This is a genomic window from Amycolatopsis sp. NPDC114503 (assembly GCF_055633655.1).
Window position 1 is genome coordinate 785,477 of the sequence record NZ_JBVKDT010000003.1, and the last position, 17,908, is coordinate 803,384.

General features: G+C 67.4%; 23 protein-coding genes and 1 pseudogene. 5 read left to right on the top strand and 19 right to left on the bottom strand.

Features of this window, described 5'->3' with window-relative positions; translation table 11 throughout:
• Positions 1–198 (top strand): Lsr2 family DNA-binding protein (locus ACZ7OI_RS16170; RefSeq protein ID WP_470264975.1); only part of this gene is annotated, 198 nt, incomplete at its 5' end.
• A gap of 198 nt (positions 199–396) precedes the next feature.
• Here the strand turns inward: ACZ7OI_RS16170 and ACZ7OI_RS16175 are convergent.
• The 3 genes from ACZ7OI_RS16175 to ACZ7OI_RS16185 form a co-directional block, all read right to left on the bottom strand.
• Entirely contained in the window at positions 397–900 is a 504-nt protein-coding gene (locus tag ACZ7OI_RS16175) for a DUF4326 domain-containing protein (protein ID WP_470264976.1), read from the bottom strand.
• 554 nt (positions 901–1,454) lie between these two features.
• Positions 1,455–1,925 (bottom strand): hypothetical protein, encoded by a 471-nt coding sequence (locus tag ACZ7OI_RS16180; protein WP_470264977.1) that lies wholly within the window; start codon positions 1,923–1,925, stop codon positions 1,455–1,457.
• Between the two features lie 63 nt (positions 1,926–1,988).
• Positions 1,989–2,777, bottom strand: coding sequence for a hypothetical protein (locus ACZ7OI_RS16185; RefSeq protein WP_470264978.1), 789 nt, complete (start codon positions 2,775–2,777; stop codon positions 1,989–1,991).
• A 1,633-nt stretch (positions 2,778–4,410) separates the two neighbouring features.
• On the opposite strand from ACZ7OI_RS16185, the gene ACZ7OI_RS16190 reads away from it, so the two are divergent.
• The 4 genes from ACZ7OI_RS16190 to ACZ7OI_RS16205 all read left to right on the top strand — a co-directional run bounded on the left by ACZ7OI_RS16190 (position 4,411) and on the right by ACZ7OI_RS16205 (position 7,245).
• Positions 4,411–4,935: a hypothetical protein gene (locus ACZ7OI_RS16190; protein WP_470264979.1), complete on the top strand. Its 525-nt coding sequence runs from the start codon at positions 4,411–4,413 to the stop codon at positions 4,933–4,935.
• Between the two features lie 67 nt (positions 4,936–5,002).
• Positions 5,003–6,298 (top strand): hypothetical protein, encoded by a 1,296-nt coding sequence (locus tag ACZ7OI_RS16195; protein ID WP_470264980.1) that lies wholly within the window; start codon positions 5,003–5,005, stop codon positions 6,296–6,298.
• A gap of 120 nt (positions 6,299–6,418) precedes the next feature.
• Positions 6,419–6,709, top strand: a complete 291-nt coding sequence (locus ACZ7OI_RS16200; protein WP_470264981.1) for a hypothetical protein — start codon at positions 6,419–6,421, stop codon at positions 6,707–6,709.
• Positions 6,710–7,044: 335 nt separating this feature from the next.
• Positions 7,045–7,245: a DUF6247 family protein gene (locus ACZ7OI_RS16205; protein WP_470264982.1), complete on the top strand. Its 201-nt coding sequence runs from the start codon at positions 7,045–7,047 to the stop codon at positions 7,243–7,245.
• A gap of 78 nt (positions 7,246–7,323) precedes the next feature.
• Here ACZ7OI_RS16205 and ACZ7OI_RS16210 read toward each other — a convergent pair whose 3' ends face one another.
• The 16 genes and pseudogenes from ACZ7OI_RS16210 to ACZ7OI_RS16285 form a co-directional block, all read right to left on the bottom strand.
• Entirely contained in the window at positions 7,324–7,578 is a 255-nt protein-coding gene (locus ACZ7OI_RS16210) for a hypothetical protein (protein WP_470265182.1), read from the bottom strand.
• 66 nt (positions 7,579–7,644) lie between these two features.
• Positions 7,645–7,836: pseudogene (locus tag ACZ7OI_RS16215) on the bottom strand (SLOG family protein); the annotation flags it as partial.
• Positions 7,833–8,246, bottom strand: coding sequence for an NADAR family protein (locus tag ACZ7OI_RS16220; protein WP_470264983.1), 414 nt, complete (start codon positions 8,244–8,246; stop codon positions 7,833–7,835). The gene ACZ7OI_RS16220 and the pseudogene ACZ7OI_RS16215, both read right to left, overlap by 4 nt.
• Before the next feature lie 154 nt (positions 8,247–8,400).
• Positions 8,401–8,808 (bottom strand): hypothetical protein, encoded by a 408-nt coding sequence (locus ACZ7OI_RS16225; RefSeq protein WP_470264984.1) that lies wholly within the window; start codon positions 8,806–8,808, stop codon positions 8,401–8,403.
• Between the two features lie 242 nt (positions 8,809–9,050).
• Positions 9,051–9,548 (bottom strand): hypothetical protein, encoded by a 498-nt coding sequence (locus ACZ7OI_RS16230; RefSeq protein ID WP_470264985.1) that lies wholly within the window; start codon positions 9,546–9,548, stop codon positions 9,051–9,053.
• 596 nt (positions 9,549–10,144) lie between these two features.
• Positions 10,145–10,633 carry a hypothetical protein gene (locus ACZ7OI_RS16235; RefSeq protein WP_470264986.1) on the bottom strand — a complete coding sequence of 163 codons (489 nt, stop codon included), beginning with the start codon at positions 10,631–10,633 and terminating at the stop codon, positions 10,145–10,147.
• A gap of 35 nt (positions 10,634–10,668) precedes the next feature.
• Positions 10,669–11,142 (bottom strand): hypothetical protein, encoded by a 474-nt coding sequence (locus ACZ7OI_RS16240; protein ID WP_470264987.1) that lies wholly within the window; start codon positions 11,140–11,142, stop codon positions 10,669–10,671.
• Between the two features lie 277 nt (positions 11,143–11,419).
• The gene (locus tag ACZ7OI_RS16245) at positions 11,420–11,683 is read right to left on the bottom strand and encodes a hypothetical protein (protein WP_470264988.1); all 264 of its coding nucleotides are present in this window, start codon (positions 11,681–11,683) and stop codon (positions 11,420–11,422) included.
• A 37-nt stretch (positions 11,684–11,720) separates the two neighbouring features.
• Positions 11,721–12,113: a hypothetical protein gene (locus tag ACZ7OI_RS16250; protein ID WP_470264989.1), complete on the bottom strand. Its 393-nt coding sequence runs from the start codon at positions 12,111–12,113 to the stop codon at positions 11,721–11,723.
• A 365-nt stretch (positions 12,114–12,478) separates the two neighbouring features.
• Positions 12,479–12,688 (bottom strand): hypothetical protein, encoded by a 210-nt coding sequence (locus ACZ7OI_RS16255; RefSeq protein WP_470264990.1) that lies wholly within the window; start codon positions 12,686–12,688, stop codon positions 12,479–12,481.
• A gap of 221 nt (positions 12,689–12,909) precedes the next feature.
• Positions 12,910–13,704, bottom strand: a complete 795-nt coding sequence (locus tag ACZ7OI_RS16260) for an RNA ligase family protein (protein WP_470264991.1) — start codon at positions 13,702–13,704, stop codon at positions 12,910–12,912.
• A gap of 223 nt (positions 13,705–13,927) precedes the next feature.
• Complete coding sequence (locus ACZ7OI_RS16265) at positions 13,928–14,650, bottom strand: hypothetical protein (RefSeq protein WP_470264992.1); 723 nt, start codon at positions 14,648–14,650, stop codon at positions 13,928–13,930.
• 833 nt (positions 14,651–15,483) lie between these two features.
• Positions 15,484–16,026: a hypothetical protein gene (locus ACZ7OI_RS16270; protein WP_470264993.1), complete on the bottom strand. Its 543-nt coding sequence runs from the start codon at positions 16,024–16,026 to the stop codon at positions 15,484–15,486.
• A gap of 208 nt (positions 16,027–16,234) precedes the next feature.
• Positions 16,235–16,567, bottom strand: a complete 333-nt coding sequence (locus ACZ7OI_RS16275; RefSeq protein ID WP_470264994.1) for a hypothetical protein — start codon at positions 16,565–16,567, stop codon at positions 16,235–16,237.
• 369 nt (positions 16,568–16,936) lie between these two features.
• Positions 16,937–17,272, bottom strand: a complete 336-nt coding sequence (locus tag ACZ7OI_RS16280; protein ID WP_470264995.1) for a hypothetical protein — start codon at positions 17,270–17,272, stop codon at positions 16,937–16,939.
• A 262-nt stretch (positions 17,273–17,534) separates the two neighbouring features.
• Entirely contained in the window at positions 17,535–17,801 is a 267-nt protein-coding gene (locus tag ACZ7OI_RS16285; RefSeq protein ID WP_470264996.1) for a hypothetical protein, read from the bottom strand.
• Positions 17,802–17,908 lie beyond the last annotated feature (107 nt).

Genomic DNA, 17,908 nt, shown 5'->3' on the forward strand with positions numbered 1-17,908 from the left:
ACGGACGTCTCACCCAAGGGCAAGATCCCGAACCACGTCGCGGAAGCCTACAACGAAGCACGCGACCTCGAGCGAAGGGCCGAGGAAATCCGGCGCTGGGCGAAGGAGAACGGCTTCCGGGTCGCGGCTTCCGGGAAACTCCGCAAGGACATCGTCCGCGCCTACAACGAAGCGCACGGTATTGACCTGCACACGTAGGCTCCCGGATCCGGACGGGTTCGCATGCCGTTTGACAGCTCTCCGGGGAGCGCGGGATGCGTTCGGGCCGCACGCCTCGTCATCGCCGTACGGCGATGACATCGACGGGCGCAGAACGTCGTGCATCTTGCCCGGCCTCTGCGGCGCGCCGCCGGCAGTCGGCCGTGCCGTGCGAGTAGTGCCCCCGGAAACGCGCCATCAACTGTTCGCGGTGCCGCCATGGGCAACCGGGCCGTCGGCACAGGTCGAGCAAACCCGTGCACACCATCTAAGCGCCTGCAGCACCGAGACCGGCAGCGACGGCGGCCATCGTCTGATTGCGCGAGTGACGGCGGCGTTGCCGTAGGTCTTCCAGCCGGCCGGGAACGGGATCGACCCGAAGCCGGCCGCGTCCCAGATCCGGGCGGTCATCGCATCCGCTCCCTGCCGGCGCTTCCCGTGGAACAGCACCGGACGGCTAACGCGGCCAGGCCTCCACATCCGCCACAGGTGATTGAACGCTCGACGCATGGCCGTTTCGTCGTCCCAGGTCCGCGATCCGGTGACCAGGACCGCATGGGAATACGCGGTCGGGACCGGCTCCGGCATCTCTGCGTATCGTTTGAGGAGATCGCCGTGGCACGGCTTGGGAGCACTGAAGCAGCCAAGACGTTTCCCACGCAGCTCGGGCAGGCGGGCCATCAGTTCGGGACTGGCGAGCAAATACTCCTCTGTTCGATGACCCGCGCCCGGTCTGCGGGGTGTGATCGCGGGTCAGCCGGAACGGATTTCCCCAGATCGATCCCCTGCCAATGAACAGGTCGCAGGGCGAGTTTCGCGTGTTCACTATGTGGATGGCAGTCGTCATCGGAATCTTTTCGAACGGTGCTGCGCCTGCGTCCCGAGGCGGCGGTGGCCGGCCGGCCCATCGCTGACTGCCGCCGCCTCCGGCTCGTGTTCAACATGGCCTGCGCCCCGTACTGCTCGCCACGCAACCTTCACGCGCCTGGACGAGACCTGGATCCGGGGCCCGGTACCGGAGCAAGCCTCGACAAGGCTGCTGGCGCGCATTCCGTGCATCAATGGCGCGACGAGGATGCGCACCGGCACTTGTCTGCGCGCGAGTGTCAGGATCGCAGCTACAGGCGGGTCCGCAGGAATGCGAACGCCGCGGCTCCTCATTCGAGGGGTTCGCCTGGCGGCGAGGATCGGGACGGTGTCTCTTCCGCTGCGGGTCGGCAACCACGTGACACGGAGCTGAGCAGCGTCGACATTGCTCAGTCGTGAGTGCTGTAGAAGCACACGCCGCCTTCCCTGGAGATGCTCTGAGCTTGCCGGAGTACGTCGTCGGACAGTTCCGCAGCGCCGTATGCAGCCATTTCGTCCCACGCCCCGTCTACGGCCGCGATGCCACTGACAGATCCGTCGAAGATGTCGTAGCTGATCTCGAGATGGTGGGCACCGTCCGCATGCAGCATTGTGTCCAGCGGCGTCAACTCCTTCCCGGGCGGGGTGTAGAAGCACACACCGCCTTCACCTGACATGTTCTGAGCTTCCAGGAGCACGTCGTCGGACAGTTCCGCGGCGTCGTAGGCGGCCGTTTCGTTCCATGACTCGTCGACGGCGGCAATGCGACCGACGGATCCGTCGGGGGTGTCGAGGTCGATCTTGAGATAGCGGGTGCCCTCGGCGCGCAGCATCTCCTCTAGCGGCGCCACTTCGGCCCGGGACTGAGTCGTGATGTTCATCTGACGTGATCTCCAATATCTCAATACTCTGGCGGATGTGGCGATTTCGGGCTCGGGTGCTTGCTATTCCGTGTCCCGCAGGCTCGTTGCCTCGGCGTCGGTCGGATCTGCCGGCATCGTCTCGGGTGCTTCTGCGCTGAGCGGGCTTTCCGGATGCGAGGAGTGCACCGGAGTGGCAGCGGAGACCAGGACCGCGTCGTCGACCGTCAGGTTCAGCACCACCGAGTCTTCCCACCTGGCCTTGTCCCAGGTGGGACGATTCTCCTTCATCCAGCTCAGCAGAGAGTCCGGATCGCGCAAGATGCCGGAGGCGTCCTCTGCCGGCACGGTCACGTTCGTCACGACGTCCCACGCGAGCTCTGCCCGATGCTGTGCGTTGACCCGTACTGTGACCATGCCGTCTGCCGACACCGACACCACGCTCGGATGCGCTGTCACTGCGTCCCCTGGCCATGTCCGTTGGTCCGGCCCTCGGCAGCAGTCCCTGCAGTGAGCAGGAATCACGGTCGAGCCGTGCCAGCATTTGCGGCACATCCGGCACGGCGCGAATCCTGCCTGCGTCAACAGTGCGACCATCGCGGCCCCGTCCAATGCGTCGACAAGCCGGGGCGCCACCGCGACGACCTTGTCGATACGGGCGCTTTCATGGATGTACCGCCTACCGCGGCGGCGCTTCTGCCGACATCTGGGGGAAGAGAGTGTTGCGCCTGCCAGATGGATCGCCGAGTGTGCGCCTGCTGCACTCACGCCAAGGATCGCCTCGCCCGATCCGAAATGTTCGTCGATCATCCGGCGGATCTCGACATCGCCCGCATCGTCGGGCACTGGCAGCGGAGCCGGATACACGTGCATGAGAGCTCGTCCTTTCTGAACAACGGGCAGATTCCCCGATCAATCCGCGGCCTCGCGGCAGCGAACGACTACGCGACTGGGGTGATGGACTCGAACGAGACGTTGCCGAGCGGATATTGCCCGGGCCATTCGAACAGCAGCGGGCATGCGATGAGCCCGGCGTCCGCGGATACGGCAGCTCGGCCAGCGTTGTAGAACTGCGGCGCGGTCCAGTCGACCGCGAGACCGGAAGCTGCGTCCCCCCGACTCCGTCACGACAGCGAACCAGTGCCCGTCGTCGTACTCGGCCCGGACGAGGAAGCCGGCCCAGCCAGCCGCTTGGGCGAGGCGGAGGAAGCGCCGGCTCATGACGTCGCAGTCGGGAGAGTCCCCGTCGGATTCGTCGGGGAACTGGAATGCCCAAGCCCCAGGCGTCGCGGTCGGTTCTGGCGAATTGTGTGCACAGCTCCGCGATCGCCGCGGCCAGCCGGTCAGGTGCACCGGCGGATTCGTTCATGCGCACGCCTTTCGGGATCGGCTCGACGACGATCGACGGCTTCCCGGAAATGGAATCGTCGAGAAGCTGGCGGGAACCTCGCGGTCATGCGATCGCTTCAGACGCTCCCGTGCCAGCTCCGCTGGCTCCGGGACGCCTGGCCGGCCGGCAGATGGCGGGACGCGCGTCGTCGCTGCGCGTTCTCCGGGAGGCGACGTCGGATGCCTGTCGACCCGTGCCTCGATCCCCTTGTCTTGCAGGCGAACGATCACCCGTGTGACCGTTGTTGCCAGGTTTCCTTATGCCCTTGTCGGCCTCGTGTCGCGATTGCTTCCTTCTAGGGCCGGAAGGTCGGCGAAAGGCCCGGATACCAGCCGAAATCGGGTGTACCACCCCCGCCCGTACCCCTCTGAGCTCGTGCGGATGGGGTGTACGGGCCGGGTTGTTCCCCCTGGTCGGCGGGTCTGTCGCGGGTCGGGTTCTCGCGGCCTTCGCGGCAACGCCGTACGTCCGGCCCTTTCCGGGGCGACGGCACGACGAAGGCGGAGGGGTACGGGGCTTCGCTTCCGTCCGCAGGACACAATCGGCTCGTTTCGCCCGCACGCGCAGACAGCGCCGCCTGCCGGTCGCGCCGGGTTCCGTTTCTGCGGAAGCGGCAGAACCCGCGCGAGTCCGGGCCGGTTCTCGGCGGTACGGCCGCGGGCCAGGCGTCGTTCTGCCAGGTGATCTTTCGCTCCTTTGGCGCGTCCGAGACAAGACCGGCGTTGCCAGTGGCCCGGTTGAGGTCTCCTCCGTGTCGTGTCCGGGTGTCCTTGTCAGCGACTGACGGTCCGAGGGGAGCTCCGGGACGCAGCGCGGTCTCCGGCTGGCCGATGGCGAGACCCCCGACAGCCCCGTGTGAGCCCGGTGCTGCCATCTGCGCCGGAGGTGCGAGCGCCCGCTGCCGCCCGAGCTCCCCCGGCGGCGAACGGTCGCAGACCGCGCACCTCGGGTTCGGGTCCATCCAAGGCTTTCGCATGCCCGCCGACGAACCATGCAATCACCTTGAATGCACCATTGATAAGCAATACGATAAAGACACGACAAGACCACGAGAAGACCGGAACAAGCCCGTCGAGCATAAAGGACAAGAGCGGACGGGGAGAGGGGTCGGTCGCCATGGCCGGGAAACGATCATCCGCACAGCCGTCCGGGGACGAGAGCCCGACAACGGGATCCGATGAGCCGCGCCGGCTGCGCTGGAGCGTCCCGAGAGCAGACGTCTCGACGAACGAATGGCTTAACCTACAAGAGAACATCTCGCGCTCGCTGCAAATGCTCATTCGCGACTCCATCCGGCAGGACGGATACATCGACGTCGTCAACCGGCCTGTCGAACCGCTCCCCCGGACCTGCGCCCGCGCGACGCAGGCGGCGTCCGGGGAGGACACGGCAGCCCGGACCGGCGATTCCCGTGACGTGCGTCCGCCGGACGCCGGCGTCCATGCGCCGGGCACCGGCCGGAAGGCTGTCCATGCCACGACGCGCCGACAGGGCGATCCGATGCCGGAGCTCCCCGCCGACGCCGCACCGGACACCACTGCTGAGCCTGTGTCCGGGACGGTGACAGACCGAAAGACCGCGCCGCCCGCGGGGAATCCGGCTGTCAGGGCCGGTATCCAAGCGATGCTGAACCAGCGCTGACCCGGACGCACAGCACGACGAGAACGACAACGCACATGCTTACGAGACCAAGGGGTCATTCACAACGATGAGCACCCAGACCATTCGCCTCGTCGGCGGCATCGACGTCGGCAACGGCTATGTCAAGGGCGTCGTCCGCAACGCGGACACTGACGTGTTCGACGAGATCGACCTGCCCAGCGCGGTGGTGTCGATCTCGCGCAGCAGCCCGAAGGTCCCAGTCCCGGACAGCGAGGCGGCCGCGGTCGTCGGCAAAGCCGGCGGGACGGACGATTTCTACAACCAACTCGACTGCTCGCTGACCAGCCCGTTGGTCGCCGTCAGCGATCGCCGGATCTTCGGCCGCGCGGCCCTGTCGGTGCGCGGCTCGAGGTTCACCGAGTTCGAAGTGCTGGGCCAGCACTCCAAAGTCGATCAGGAACTGGCCAAAGTGCTCGTTCTGGGCGTCTTCGCCGCGAAGGCCCTGCGCGACCATGTCGCCGCGCACGGCGCGCTGCCGACCGAGGAGCTGAGCGTGACGATCCGCGCGGGTCTGGCCCTCCCGATCCGCGAGTTCGTCGCGCGACGGCACGCGTACGCCGCGGAGTTCACCGGTTCTTCCGGTGCAACAGAGGTGCACTTGGTGACGATCAAGAATTTTTCGACCCCGGTGTCGGTGCGCCTCACGTTCACCGACGTCCAGGTCATCGCCGAAGGCGCGTCCGCGCAATTCGCCATCGCGGACAAGGGAGAGCGGCTGGCGGAGCTCCTGCTCGCCGATCTGCGCGGGCGCGAACCGGGAGCTCTCGCGAACGTCACCGCATCCGACCTGGTTGCCGCGCGGAACACCGTCGGCGTCGACGTCGGCGAGGGCACCGTGAACTTCCCGGTGTTCACCGACGGACGATTCAATGCGGAAGCCGCGGCGACGCTCGACGAGGGCTACGGCACGGCTCTGATGAACGCGATGGAACGGATGGCCGAATCGGACCGGAATCTGCAGTTTTCCAGCCGCAAGCAACTGGCCGACTTCCTGCTGAGCGCTCCCTCTCCGATGCTGCGGGGCAGGCACGGCAAGGCCCGGGGCTACGTCGACGACGAAGCCGGCTATCTCGTGGACGCGATCGTCTCCGCGTTCGGCGACGTTCTCGCCCAGGCCGGGGCGACGACGGAGGCGGTGTACGTCTACGGCGGCGGCTCGGGCCCGATCAAGGAGATCCTGCATCCCGCGTTGCTCAAGGCCGCCGGGGACATCCCGGTGCTGTACCTCGACGCGAGCTACTCGCGGCACCTGAATCGCGAAGGGCTGTACCTGGCAGCGCGGTACACGGAAGAGGTACAGGGCGAGTCGGAGAAAGCCGGGAAACGGCCGGTCGCAGTGTGATCGCGGCGCTCCGGACCGCCTCCGGCCACAGCTCCCCTGCCGCCGGCTGCGGTTGGAGCGCCGCTCAGTCCCTGCGGACGTTCCCGGAATTCCCGTACCACAGACGAGGAACGGTAGGAGATGACAGCACGATCCGCTGGCAAGACGCTGCGCGAGCGACGCAGCGAAGTGGACAAGTCCGTGGTCGAGAACATTGTGCGGGGCGGATACGCACCGCCTGACTCGAAGCCGACGCGGGCCGAGTGGTTCGCCGTGTTCGAGGAGACCGGATACCGGGTGGCGGGACCGGAACTGGCCCGGCGCGCCGGGGTCACCGTGCGGACGGTCGAGCGGATGCGGCAGGCACATCGTGCGGACACCGCCAGTCGGGCGGCGACACCGCCGGAGACGCCGCAGACACGCGCGGCCTAGGCAGAAGAGACCTCCCCGGCGCAGCAGCGCGCCGGGGAGGTCTCTTCTGCTGACGGCTCCGGCCCTCCAGAACACGGCGTGTGCTCATGGTTTCCTGGCGATGCCATTCTGGCGCAGCACGGTTCGCCGCTCCATGAGCAGTTCACCCAGCATGTTCAGGCCGGGGGTCTGGTCGTGACGAGGGCAATAGCACGAGCCCCAGAACTGGTTGTAGATAGGGTTTCAGCGTGACCATTGACCACTTGTGAGCCCGCATCTTTCGGCCCAGCAGGTGTCCACTCAGCCAAGTTGATGTCTGGGCTGGGTGTCGGTGGACTCAGCTAAGCTGCTTGGCCGTGACCGAAGATGCGGTCGAGCCGCCTTTCGCGTTGTCGGGCCTGCTGCTGCGGGCAATTCGGGATGCTGTGCTGGAGGAAGAGCGGGCCGGATTCGACCGTCAGTTTCGTGCGGCCCTGGAGGTAGCGGCCGAGTCGCTAGACCTGCTGGCCAGAAACGGCATCGGCTCGTCGACGGACGGGAGATCCCGAGCCGTGTAGAACACCTGCCACCTTGATCCACAACGCACTCGGGCACGTTACACGGGCTCTAACGGTCAGTGACCAGGTGAGTACAACTCAGGCGTCGCCGATGGCGTCGAGTTCCCGACGGACCCGGCTACTTCGCTGCTGTGGAAAGAGATCGAGTGTGAGCCACCGCCCCAAGAGCGGGTCGTCGCCCGGCACCAGCCAGACCGGAACATCGCGCAGCAAACCGCGCAGCGCCATGTCCGAGGTGCCGCCCGAGGCTGGGTCGAAGTGATCGTGGAAGGCGACGATGAGTCGTGGCCGCTCCTGCAACAGCATTCGCGTGTTGCGTTCTGGTCCGGCCATCCGCCAGTCCTTCGGTCGGGCTCGGCGTTCGGCACGCCAGTCGACCGGATGGCACCTGTGCCGGGCGTCTGGCAGGTCGTGCCGCTCGCACCACTGGTGAGCTGCCTCATCCGCGCCCGTCGCGGCGCCCTCGGTCACCACCAGACGGTCACCGTGGCGGGTCGCAAGCCGATCCAAGACAGTCTCCACCGTTCTCGGCCACGGCCACCGGCGACTTCCACAGACCAATACCCGCGGCTCGTCCAATTCGAACTTCACAGGTGCCCTCCTGTACCTACGTGGTCACTGACCGAACGTGCACAAAACTGGTCGTGCCAGTGGTTGGTCTCGACGAGCGTGACGTGCCCGGTGTCGTTCAGCCTTGCGGCCAGGTCGTAAAGGGCGAATTTCGCTGCCAGCACGTGCCGCATCGCCCAGACCCGGGCACCGGTGTCCCAGTCTGGACGCAGCGTGACCCGTCGGCCGATGCTCTTGCTCTGCCCAGGTGTCGCGGCGTCGAGTACGGCTCGCTGCTCGTCTGGGTCGAGTGTTTTCAGGGCGTTGAATCCATGTTCGCCGCTCGCGACCTCTTTGCCGAACAACGGCATGAAGAACGGCGTCCTGTCGTAATTGGACAGAAAGGCCAGCTGTCCGCGGAACATCGGCTCCTGGTGCAACACAGTGATCACCTCGGCGGTCGTGAAACCTGAAATCCGGTACAGGGCCTCCTCCGGATCAGCGCTGCTGATCCTTCCGTGCGCGCAATAGGCAACGCGTCGGAGAACTCGCCGTATGCTGTTCTCGGGGATCCATGCTGCGCCGGACTGGGCCCGGGCCCGCTGCTCAGGCTGTGGAGGGTCGGGCGCTGCTCCAACTGTGGACAGTCGCGGGGTCCACGCCCGCGAGGTCAGCCGCTTGCTCTTCGCTCACCTTCAGGGCGAGCAGCCGTAGGACCGCTGCTTTCAGTTTGTCAGTGGTTTCGCGCTCCGCCGCGATTCTCGCGCGGCGATAGTTCCCGAGCGTCCGCGTCTGCTCGGCCAGCGGCATGAGGTCGACGGGCAGTGTGATCATGATCTGGCCGTGGTCCTCACGGCGTCGTTCAGCTGTCTCGTCGGCCTGTTCGGCCGTGTCGCAGTAGGCGTAGCAGTATCGGCCGTGACCTACGCGGTACGACACGAAATAGCGTGGACCACGGCTGCTCCTGGCTTTGTGAAGGTCTTGTATATCGACAGGAATCGTGCTGTCGCTCATGCTCGGCTCTCTGGGTCGGCGACATCGTCAGGGCGGGTCCGAGTCTTCCCTCCGCTCACGGAGGGCTCTCGGCGAGGGCGGCTTCCGGATTGTGCCGGACTACACGCGTCGAACCTGGACCGCGGGTACGACCGACCGAGCCGTGGCGACTGCGAACCGCGGCAACGCTCGTGAACATACGTACCCCCGGGCGAAGACCGAGCCAGATACTGTTTGCCCTGCTTCGACCGATCGCGGCTCGTTCAGTATGCCGATTGCGGGGCAAATATCTCGGGGTGACCGGCCTTCCACCGGACCCACTGTTCGCACGGTGTCGTTGTGCCGAGGCTGTGATGCGCGTCGAGCACGGCGACCAGGTCCATCGGCGCGTCCCCATACGAGGGGTGGGCGCCGTCCCACTGCGTCCGGTACTTCACGCCCCACCCGCCGTGGTCGTACTTGATCAGGTAGCGGCCGTTCGCCCCGTCGTCGATGTCGAACGGATGCTTCTGCCGTTGTTGCGCGATCCGCCCCTGCGTCGGGTCGCCGTAGGTGCGGTGGATGTACTCGTCGTGAAAGCTCGCGACGGTCCGCAGTTCGTCGTCGGTCGGCGTGGCGGAGCTCCACAGCTTCCCGATCACGACGGCCGTCACGAAAGGCCACCGTGGATACATGGTCCTGATGATCGGATAGCGGTACTGCACACTTCGCCGGTCTTGTGCTTCGGTGTAGCGGGCCAGGTTGATCTCGTTGTCGTTCATGATTCCTCCGCCGGCCTTGCGGTCCGGGCGATGTCTGCGACGCGTGCCTGGCGGCGAGGGCCGACCGGGTTGCGCCGGTGGGGCTCTCATGCGGCATCGGCAGGCCGGGCGACGCTCGCGGCTACGGCACGGGCGAAATCCACGGCCTGAGGGTCGCATGCGAGCGCCGGTCGATGCCCGCTGTCATGACCGGCTGGGCTCGAGTCGTGCTCGTGTTCTCGGGTCTGTCGGGACTCGTCGATGTCGGCGCGTGCCGCATTGACTGCCAGCCAGCCGCGCAGTGCGCCGGCGCTCACGTCGGTTCCGTCGGCGAGCAGGACGCGGCTTCCTTCGAGTCGCACGGCCGCGGACCGCAGAACACCCGAATGCCGAGGTGCCGCTGTGGACGTTGTCTCGTCGTCGCCATGCATGGCGTTTGTCGTCTTTCTGTGTGCTGTCGATGCTGGTGGTGCCGGGAAAGACGGCGTCGCCCGGCGTTGGGCCGAGGTACTGCAGCAAGTTGTTGTCGCGGCTGGCCCGGATCAGCTGTGCTGATCGTTCCGTCCGGAGCGCAGCCGACGCGCGCGAGGAATGGTTCTGCAGAGATCGACGGTCGCTCATGTGGACGGTTTGGCGTTCTCGGCGCGGTGCGGCGACGACTGGTCGCCGAAGGCGGGAACGTCGCCGAGAGTGCCGACGACGGCGGCCGTGGCGGCAGGCACGTCCATGACCGCGAACACGTTGTAGCCGCCGAGTTCGGTATTGGCGGTCGTCCCGATCCGGCTGGACAGCACAGCCTCGCAGCGGCCGGTGTTCCATTGCTCGAACGAGATCCCTGCCCCGGTGAGCATCCGCCAGGCGCGCGGGCAGTACAACCGCATCACAGCGGGCCACGCGTGCTCGGGCACCTCGAGCTCTCCGCAGCACAGGGCGGACACCACGGCGACGGTCGACGCGCGACCGGCGAGAACGTAGTCCCAGTCGGGGTCGAACACCTCGACCGGGCGGCGGGACTTCAGACGTCCGGTCAGGGCGGGAAGGATCTCGCCTGCCTCGGGTTCTGCCTGGCGGTAGAGCTCGCGGGGAACGGGCGTGTACTCGGGCATCGTCGCAGTCTCCTGTCGGCATTGTTCGTGGTCGGTCACGGTTGGCGCAGGAGCACGTCGCCGGGCGGCGTGTCGGGCCAGGGGAACACGGGCAGCGGGACCGCTGGTGCCGCGCCGGGATCGCGGAGCCACCGCGCGAAATTCGGCGGCCCGCAGCGCAACGGCGGGCGCGGGTCGTCGGGGTCGAGGCGATGCCAGCGGTCGCCGCCGCCCGCCGTCATGTGCGCCGCGCCGTCGGACCAGGTGATGATCCAGTCGTTGCCGTGGCTGGTCTCCCCGTCCCACGGCCACCCGTTGCGCGGCTCGTGCGCGGCGCCGAGCCCGTCGACGGCCCACATCAGCAGCAGGTCCCGCATTGCTGTCCTGTAGTCGAGCACGGCCCGCGCGGTCAGCGCGGCGCGGCCGCGGGAGTGTTTCAGCAAGTTGTCGGGGTGGCAGGCGAACTGCAGCGACCCGGCCCACTCCGCAGTGGTTCCGGTGCCGAGGTAGAAGTCGGTGCGGGTGGCCATCTCGGTGTCCCTTTCTCGTGCTGCGGTATCAGCCGATGCGCACTCGTCAGCCGTCGCGCCTGCACAGGTGTGCCGCCGGGGTTGCCGACGGATCTGCTGGTGCGGCATGCCCCGCTGGATCCCCGTCGGGTCGGCGGATTCGGGCTTGTCGTGCGACACGGACAGTTCCGGTCAGGTGATCGCCGAGAAGCGTGATAGGGCGACCCGGCCCGGTGCCAGGGCGAGGCTCGCGTTGCCTTTCGATGCGCGGCCTTCGCCCTGGCACGGCGATCGGTCGTCAGCCGGAACGGAATTCCCGCACCGTCGCGCGATAGCCGCAGCCGTCACGGCGTTCGAAGCACTGGATCGGATCGTCGTCGCGGAATCCGTCGTCGTCGGGAATGACTCGGCCGGGGAAATGGTCGTTCCGGGGCTGCGAACAGCCCATGAAATCGATCCCGTCGTCCTGCATGACGACGTTCATGCTCATCTGGATCACGAAGGCGGTCTCGCTGAAGCATTCCGGGCAGCGGATGCCCTCCAGGAAATGGGTGTTGGCCATCGCGCGCTCCCTGTAGATTGGTAGGGATCAGGTCGGTTCAGGCGCACGAGGTCCCCTCGATTCCCATCACGGTGCCGCGAGCGAGTTCGGCACCGCTGATGCTGAGGTGGTAGCCGCCGACCGGGTAGCTCGGGTGGTCCGACGCGACGACGACACAATCCCACGTCCCGGAGTTGCGCTTGTGCGGCAACGGTTCTGCCTCGGCGCCCTGCGGGTGCGAGTCCGGGTAGTGCGTCAACGGCACCACGACGACGGTGTACGCGTGCTCGGTGTACGGCGGATCCCAGGGCAGCCGCACCAGCATGTCCTGGGGCCGTGCCGCGATCCTGACCGGCAGGGTCGACAGGTAATTCCTGGCCGAGCCTTCGGGGGCTGCGGCCAGGCGGGCGCGCTCTTGCTCTTCGGTCTCCATGCGGGTGCGGAACGTCATGACGTCCGGTGCTCCTTCGCGAGGGCAACCGGCCAGGCGTGCGGCCCGGCTGGTTTGGGCTGTTCTTCCGTGTTGACGCCGGATCAGCTGTGCTGATCTCGACTGTGCCGAGAGGCAGGTGCAGCGAAAGGAAAACCCCGGCAGGGACGGATCCCTGCCGGGGATCGGCCGGTCCGCCGACCGGCATCGTGACGTCAGCTCGGCTGACGCGGGAATGGAACGGCGGCAGCGAACGCGGCGCGAGCCTGCTGGACACGAACGTTCGGTGAAAGGCGACGCGGCTGGATTCGCGTCCGCCGCCCGCACGCCTGGGTCGGCTCCCGCGCGACAGGGCCTTCGGGCTGATGGGCTTCCCCAGCGTCCGGTCAGGACCTGCCTTGCCCGTCAGCGCCGGAACGGGACTGTTCGACAAGGCGATCGAGGACGTCCAGGTACTCCTGAAACACCGCGGCCCTCTCCAGGTCGTTGTCGATGATGCCGACGTTGACGTTGCCTGCCAGGTGCAGCCGCAGGTCTCGGACGATGTCGTCCTGCTCGCGTTCGACCAAGGGCAGGACCTTGTAGTTCCTCGTCACAGCTCTGGCTCCTTCGGGGCTCGGATGCGGTTGTCGTTGCGCGGCTGTCCCCGCGGCACGGTTCCCTGCGACGGTGGGGCGCGCGTGCCTGTCTGCCGTGTCGTCCCCGTCCGGGGTGCGCACCGGTCAGGCCGATGAGAGCCTGCGCAGCAGGGAGGTCCGGCCGGTTGCCGCCGGCGCGATCGGAAGCGGTAGGCGGAACGCTCCGGCAGAGCGCAGGGTCACCGCGGCCGGGAACCGGCCGCGCGCCGCCGGATGGTCCGCTCGTAGCTGTAGAACCGAGCCTTGGCGATCGTGGCCCGGTCCGGAGAACGCAGGACGATGCCTTCCGGCGCGCCGACGGCGTCGTCGTCGAGTCCGACCAGAGTGCGCGGCAGCCGGTCGAGGATAAACTCGTGCATCGTGTCGATTCCGGTGGGCAGGTCCGCCGCGTCGACGGTGAACAGGCGCGGCACCAGCCCCAGGCCGTATGCCGCGGCGATCGCGCGGAGACGGTCCTCGTCGACGAACGGCTGCCCGCCCGACTCCCGCCAACTGGCGATCCGCGCTCGTTCCCAGCCCAGCACGTCGTCGTAGTCCTCGATGACCGTGCAGTCGAACAGTTTCACGCCGACGGCCTGGTGCCCGCTGTAGTTGCGTGCGACCTTGCCGCCCGTTTTGCCGCCGTACACTTCCAGATAGAGCGTTTCGATCGCGCCGGGCCGGGCCGGTTCCACGCGCTCCGCGATCGGCTTGAGCGCGGTCACGATCCCCTCGATCGGGTCGCCGATCAGATCGCCCTTGCCGTAGAGCAGGTTCTCGCGGCTGCCGAGCAGGTAGTTGCCGTCGGGCAGCCGGATAATCCGGGCGTTCGCGCCGTCGATCTTCTCGGTGCCGATCACCGGTCCCTCGAACGCGAGGGCGTCCTCGGTGAGGCACCCGTTCTCCGGATTGAGCGCGTGGTAGGTCGGGATCGAGGGGTACTTGGTCATCGAGTTGAGCGCGGCGAGGTCGCTGCTGCGCACGCTGAAGTTCATGGGGAGTGGCCTTCCTGGCTGATTGCTTCCCCGGCCGTGGCGGTTGCCGCGACGACCGCGGAGCACGCGATGTGTCCAGTGCCGGTCCCGGATCAGCTTCGCTGATCACCGGCGCACCGCTGACGCGGCTCAGTCGACGCGGTCGCGCGGCCCTCGCGAAGCGCGCACGACCGCCCCATCCGGTCGTGCGCTGACCGGTGGCGACGGGGCGGCTGCGTTGGGCTCAGTACGCGGGCCGTTGGCGCGGCGCCGACCTCGTCGCTGCCCGGTCGCCGGCGAGGTGTGCCAGTACTGCGAGGTTTTCGGCGAGCGTCGCCGGGCGTCGGACGCAGTTGACGCCGCGCTCGTTGTGCTCGGGATGTTCGACGTGACGCCCGTGCAGGGTGCAGAACCCGTCGTCGAACTCGACGACGCGTGTGTTGTCGCCCTTGGCGATCCACGCGATCTCCTGGACCGGATCCACGTCGTCGAAGACGATGATCGTCTCGCGTCCGACACCGTTGCTGTTCCAGTGTTCGACGCGGATGCGGTCGTCTGACCCCGCCGACCCCGGGCGCCCGGTCAGTTCGACCAGTGTGATGTCGCGGCGCTTGCCGAACCACTCCCGCTCCGGATGGTGGTAGCGCGCCGAGACCTCGTTCTCGGTGTGCTCGTCACGGGAGATGCCGAATCCGATGCCCTCGTATGTGTGCGATCTGCTGACGAGAGCAACGGACGCGGAGCACCGGGACCGGACCGTCTTCGCTGCATCGGCACCGCCTGGTGCCCACAACCCTGCGTAGAGCCGCGGTGCGTCGTCTCGGTCGCCGAGAATCCGGCGCATCTTCGTCATCCGCCGGGTGCCGATGATCCCGACCATCTTCGCGCCGAGACGGTCGACGGTGTCCGGGGTGACAAAGGCGTGCGTGCGGCGATCCCGGCAACGGGTCGCAATCGGGGTCAGCACGGAAGAGCCCTTCGTTCGATGGTGTCGGACATGTTGTTGTGGCAGCGACGGGAAGCCAGGCGAGCGCGGCTGCAACGGATGCCGAACCCCGTCCTGCGGGCCGATCCGGCCCGCTGTCGAATGCGGTATGCGGCCTTCGCCGCGGCCGTGCCCCGCCGGCTTCGGCCGCCGTCCGCACGCTGGGGTCGGGTCACCGTCCTGCATGGCGTAGGGCGGCGGGGGTGTTCGCCCGCCCGTTCCCGGCCGCAGGCCGCGGTCGACTGGTGAGCAGGACGTCAGGGCCTGTGCGCAGCCAGCCCAGCTCGCGCAATGCGCGGCGGACTCTCCGCCACTCCGCCGAGCCGATCCCGAAATGCGCGGTCGCCCTGCGCGAATGGGGCAGCCGTCGGCCTTCGGGATGCCGAACCGGTGCCCACGCACGCCGTCGACGAACCCGCCGACGGAACGGAATTCCTGTGCCAGCCCCGGTAGCCGCAGCCGCTGCGGCGTGCGAAGCATTCGATCGGCTCGTCGTCGCGCAGCCCGTCGTCGGGGATGACGCGACCTGGACTCCCGTCAGTTCGACGCCCCGGTTGTACGACTGCGTGCCGCCGCGGCGGGCGATCTCCGAGCTCGACCGAATGCGACCGTCGTGTCGTCCGAGGGCAGGCCGCCGAGCAACGTGGCGCAGGTAGCACGCATTGCTTCCGGACACGGGAGCAGTTTCCGCGACCGTGACGCCGACCGGGAGACCGGCGAGCCTGCGCATGGCGGCACCGGCGTCGCACGACACCGAGGAATGCCGTCGAACACGTGTCGTCTCCGGTGTGTGCGGCGCCCGGTTCGGGCCAGGGTCACAGCGGGAACAGGTAATCGCCCCGGGGCAGTTCGCCGAGACGAATCAGATCGGCCAGGATCCCGTCCAGCGACGGAGTGTAGGCGACCTCCAGGTCGACCCAGGTGTCGAAGACCATGCCTTCCAGGTCGGTGCCGACAGGGATCTCGCCTGCGGGCGCGGTGATCTCTTCTGGACTCTCCGCCACGCGCAGGCTCTTCCAGTAGTCCAGTTTGCTGATGCCGTCCTTGACCACCATGACCTCGTGCACGGCGTCGTAGCCGAGGGAGAACGGCGTTCTGTCCCAGTGCTCGAGCGCCAACCGGTAGTCGCGGTCGTCGGCGAACGTATACAGCACCGCGTGTTCGTCGGCGATCGTCAGTTGCGGATAGTCGCGTCGGCAGCCGCGCCTCGCGTCATAGGGCCTGCCGTAGACCCGTTCGGCGACCGCGTCGATCGGGACGGTTCCGGAAACCGCCGCTTCGTCCTCGGACACGTCGCCGGGCTCGAGCATCAGGAAACCGCGGATCGCATATGCGGTGCGAGGGGCACGGTCGGTCATCTCTGATCGATGTCCTTTCTGGCATGTCGGCGGCAGGGCGCACGATGAGAACAAGCCATCGACCCCGCTGGCTGACGGACTTTTCCGGGCTCTCGCTGCACATTCCGAAGAACGCACGGGACAACACCCGTGCGCGCATCGTCTCAGGTGAAGGGATTCGGGTGACGTTTCGGCTGCCTGGTGACGGTGGGCATCGCTGTCGTCCGGGTCATGGCTGCGCAGGCGCGCCGGCGCCGTGGTGCGCGGTCACAGCGACGCACGACCGGTGCACGGCAGCCAGCATCTCGGACAGCGCGTGCGGCTCGATGTCGGTCAACGCGCGCCATCGTCCCTCAACGTCCTGCCAGGCCAGCACCGTGCTGGTGCCCGCCGCACTGTCGTGCTCGGCGACGGACACCAGCCACAGCCAACTTGCTTCGCTCACGAACTCGCGTCGCCAGAGTATGTACCCGGGTACGTCGGCGAACGCCGGGCGCAACTTGAGAACGAATGCCCGCAGCTGGCTGACGTCCAGTTCGGACCACGCGGTGACGACAGGCATGGAGTTTCCTTCTTTCTGCACGCGGAACGGACAGTTGGGAAGAAGCCGCAGGTTCGGCTGTGCCGATCGACCTCGGGGCGGACCCCAGACCGATCCGGCATCAGGGAAGCTCTCGCAGTGGACGTCTCGGCTGTCACGGGTCCCAGCGCCACGATGGGGCGCGGATTCCGGGCCGTCCTGCCGCTGCGTGGCCGGGCCCACGCAGTCCGCCGGCACCGGATTCGACGACCGAGGAGGCTGCATGGTGCCGCGCGAAAGTGCGGGGCGCTCGTGTCCCCGGGTTCGTGCCCGGGCTCCGCCGCTGCCCTCGCTCCGTGTGCTCGCGGCTCGGACAAGGTCTCTCCCGCGTATGCGTCAGGACAGCCGCGGTCAGTTGCGGTCATCGGGGTCAGGCTGCCCGGATTCGACCACCTCGTGGTGGTGGTGCGTTTCCGGGCCGGCGAGCGGAATCCATCCGTGTCCCCGGAACTCGTGAACGCATCCGGAGATGACCACCGACCGCACCGCGCGGCCCAGGTGTCGGCCGCCGGGCTGCGCCAGCACCTGGCGGGCCCACGTGCGCGCGTCTTCTATCGTGTCCGCGTCTGCGTAATGCCGGCCGCCGTTGATCGGCTGCCCGTCTCGTCCGCACGGTTGCAGGGTGAAACTGAGTTTGCGGTCTCCCCGACGCGTACGCCGCGCGCCTGCTCCCGTCGTTTCTTCCACAATGGACTCCACTCGTCACGTTTCCGTTGTTGTGCCAGGGGCCCGAGCCGCTGGCACGGAGAAACTCCGGTGGCGGCGATCCCCGGGCGACAGCAGATCGCCCACGGCCGTTGATTGCGTTCAGCTCCGCATCTGTCGACGGCCTTTGTCACCGCCGTTCGACAGGCGCTGCGGTCCCGGTCGGGTCAGAGGCTCTCCCGGATCAGCGATGCTGATCTGCTGCTGGCACTACGTCGAGCTGCCTTCCCGCGGCCGGAACTCGTCAGTCGCCGTCACGTTCGTCTTTCTCGGCGAACGCCGCCTCGAGGTGTGCACAGCGTCCCTTGACGACCATCTCGCCTGCCGCCCAGACGCCGAAGCTGCCCAGGATTGCGATGATCATGCCGGTATAACTGCCGACGAGAATGGCGAAGATCGCGCCGGGCAGCAAGACGACCACGTCGATAACGATCACCGTCACCAGGGCGGCCTTGATCAGGGTCGTTTCGGTTCGAGTGAGCTTTCTGTCGGCTCCGGTTTCGCTTTCCACAACGGGTTCCCCTCCTGGTTCGAGGCCGATCTTCATCGCTATCGGCGGAAGTGCTTGCCGCAGGGCGGCTCTCGGCGGAATGCCCTTCTACGCGGCCGTGTTGGGCA

Bases quoted from the DNA above. Each gene is read 5' to 3' on its own strand.
- ACZ7OI_RS16180 (WP_470264977.1), bottom strand. From the start codon at position 1,925: ATGAACATCACGACTCAGTCCCGGGCCGAAGTGGCGCCGCTAGAGGAG.
- ACZ7OI_RS16185 (WP_470264978.1), bottom strand. From the start codon at position 2,777: ATGCACGTGTATCCGGCTCCGCTGCCAGTGCCCGACGATGCGGGCGAT.
- ACZ7OI_RS16190 (WP_470264979.1), top strand. From the start codon at position 4,411: ATGGCCGGGAAACGATCATCCGCACAGCCGTCCGGGGACGAGAGCCCG.
- ACZ7OI_RS16195 (WP_470264980.1), top strand. From the start codon at position 5,003: ATGAGCACCCAGACCATTCGCCTCGTCGGCGGCATCGACGTCGGCAAC.
- ACZ7OI_RS16200 (WP_470264981.1), top strand. From the start codon at position 6,419: ATGACAGCACGATCCGCTGGCAAGACGCTGCGCGAGCGACGCAGCGAA.
- ACZ7OI_RS16210 (WP_470265182.1), bottom strand. From the start codon at position 7,578: ATGGCCGGACCAGAACGCAACACGCGAATGCTGTTGCAGGAGCGGCCA.
- ACZ7OI_RS16225 (WP_470264984.1), bottom strand. From the start codon at position 8,808: ATGAGCGACAGCACGATTCCTGTCGATATACAAGACCTTCACAAAGCC.
- ACZ7OI_RS16230 (WP_470264985.1), bottom strand. From the start codon at position 9,548: ATGAACGACAACGAGATCAACCTGGCCCGCTACACCGAAGCACAAGAC.
- ACZ7OI_RS16235 (WP_470264986.1), bottom strand. From the start codon at position 10,633: ATGCCCGAGTACACGCCCGTTCCCCGCGAGCTCTACCGCCAGGCAGAA.
- ACZ7OI_RS16240 (WP_470264987.1), bottom strand. From the start codon at position 11,142: ATGGCCACCCGCACCGACTTCTACCTCGGCACCGGAACCACTGCGGAG.
- ACZ7OI_RS16245 (WP_470264988.1), bottom strand. From the start codon at position 11,683: ATGGCCAACACCCATTTCCTGGAGGGCATCCGCTGCCCGGAATGCTTC.
- ACZ7OI_RS16250 (WP_470264989.1), bottom strand. From the start codon at position 12,113: ATGACGTTCCGCACCCGCATGGAGACCGAAGAGCAAGAGCGCGCCCGC.
- ACZ7OI_RS16260 (WP_470264991.1), bottom strand. From the start codon at position 13,704: ATGAACTTCAGCGTGCGCAGCAGCGACCTCGCCGCGCTCAACTCGATG.
- ACZ7OI_RS16270 (WP_470264993.1), bottom strand. From the start codon at position 16,026: ATGACCGACCGTGCCCCTCGCACCGCATATGCGATCCGCGGTTTCCTG.
- ACZ7OI_RS16275 (WP_470264994.1), bottom strand. From the start codon at position 16,567: ATGCCTGTCGTCACCGCGTGGTCCGAACTGGACGTCAGCCAGCTGCGG.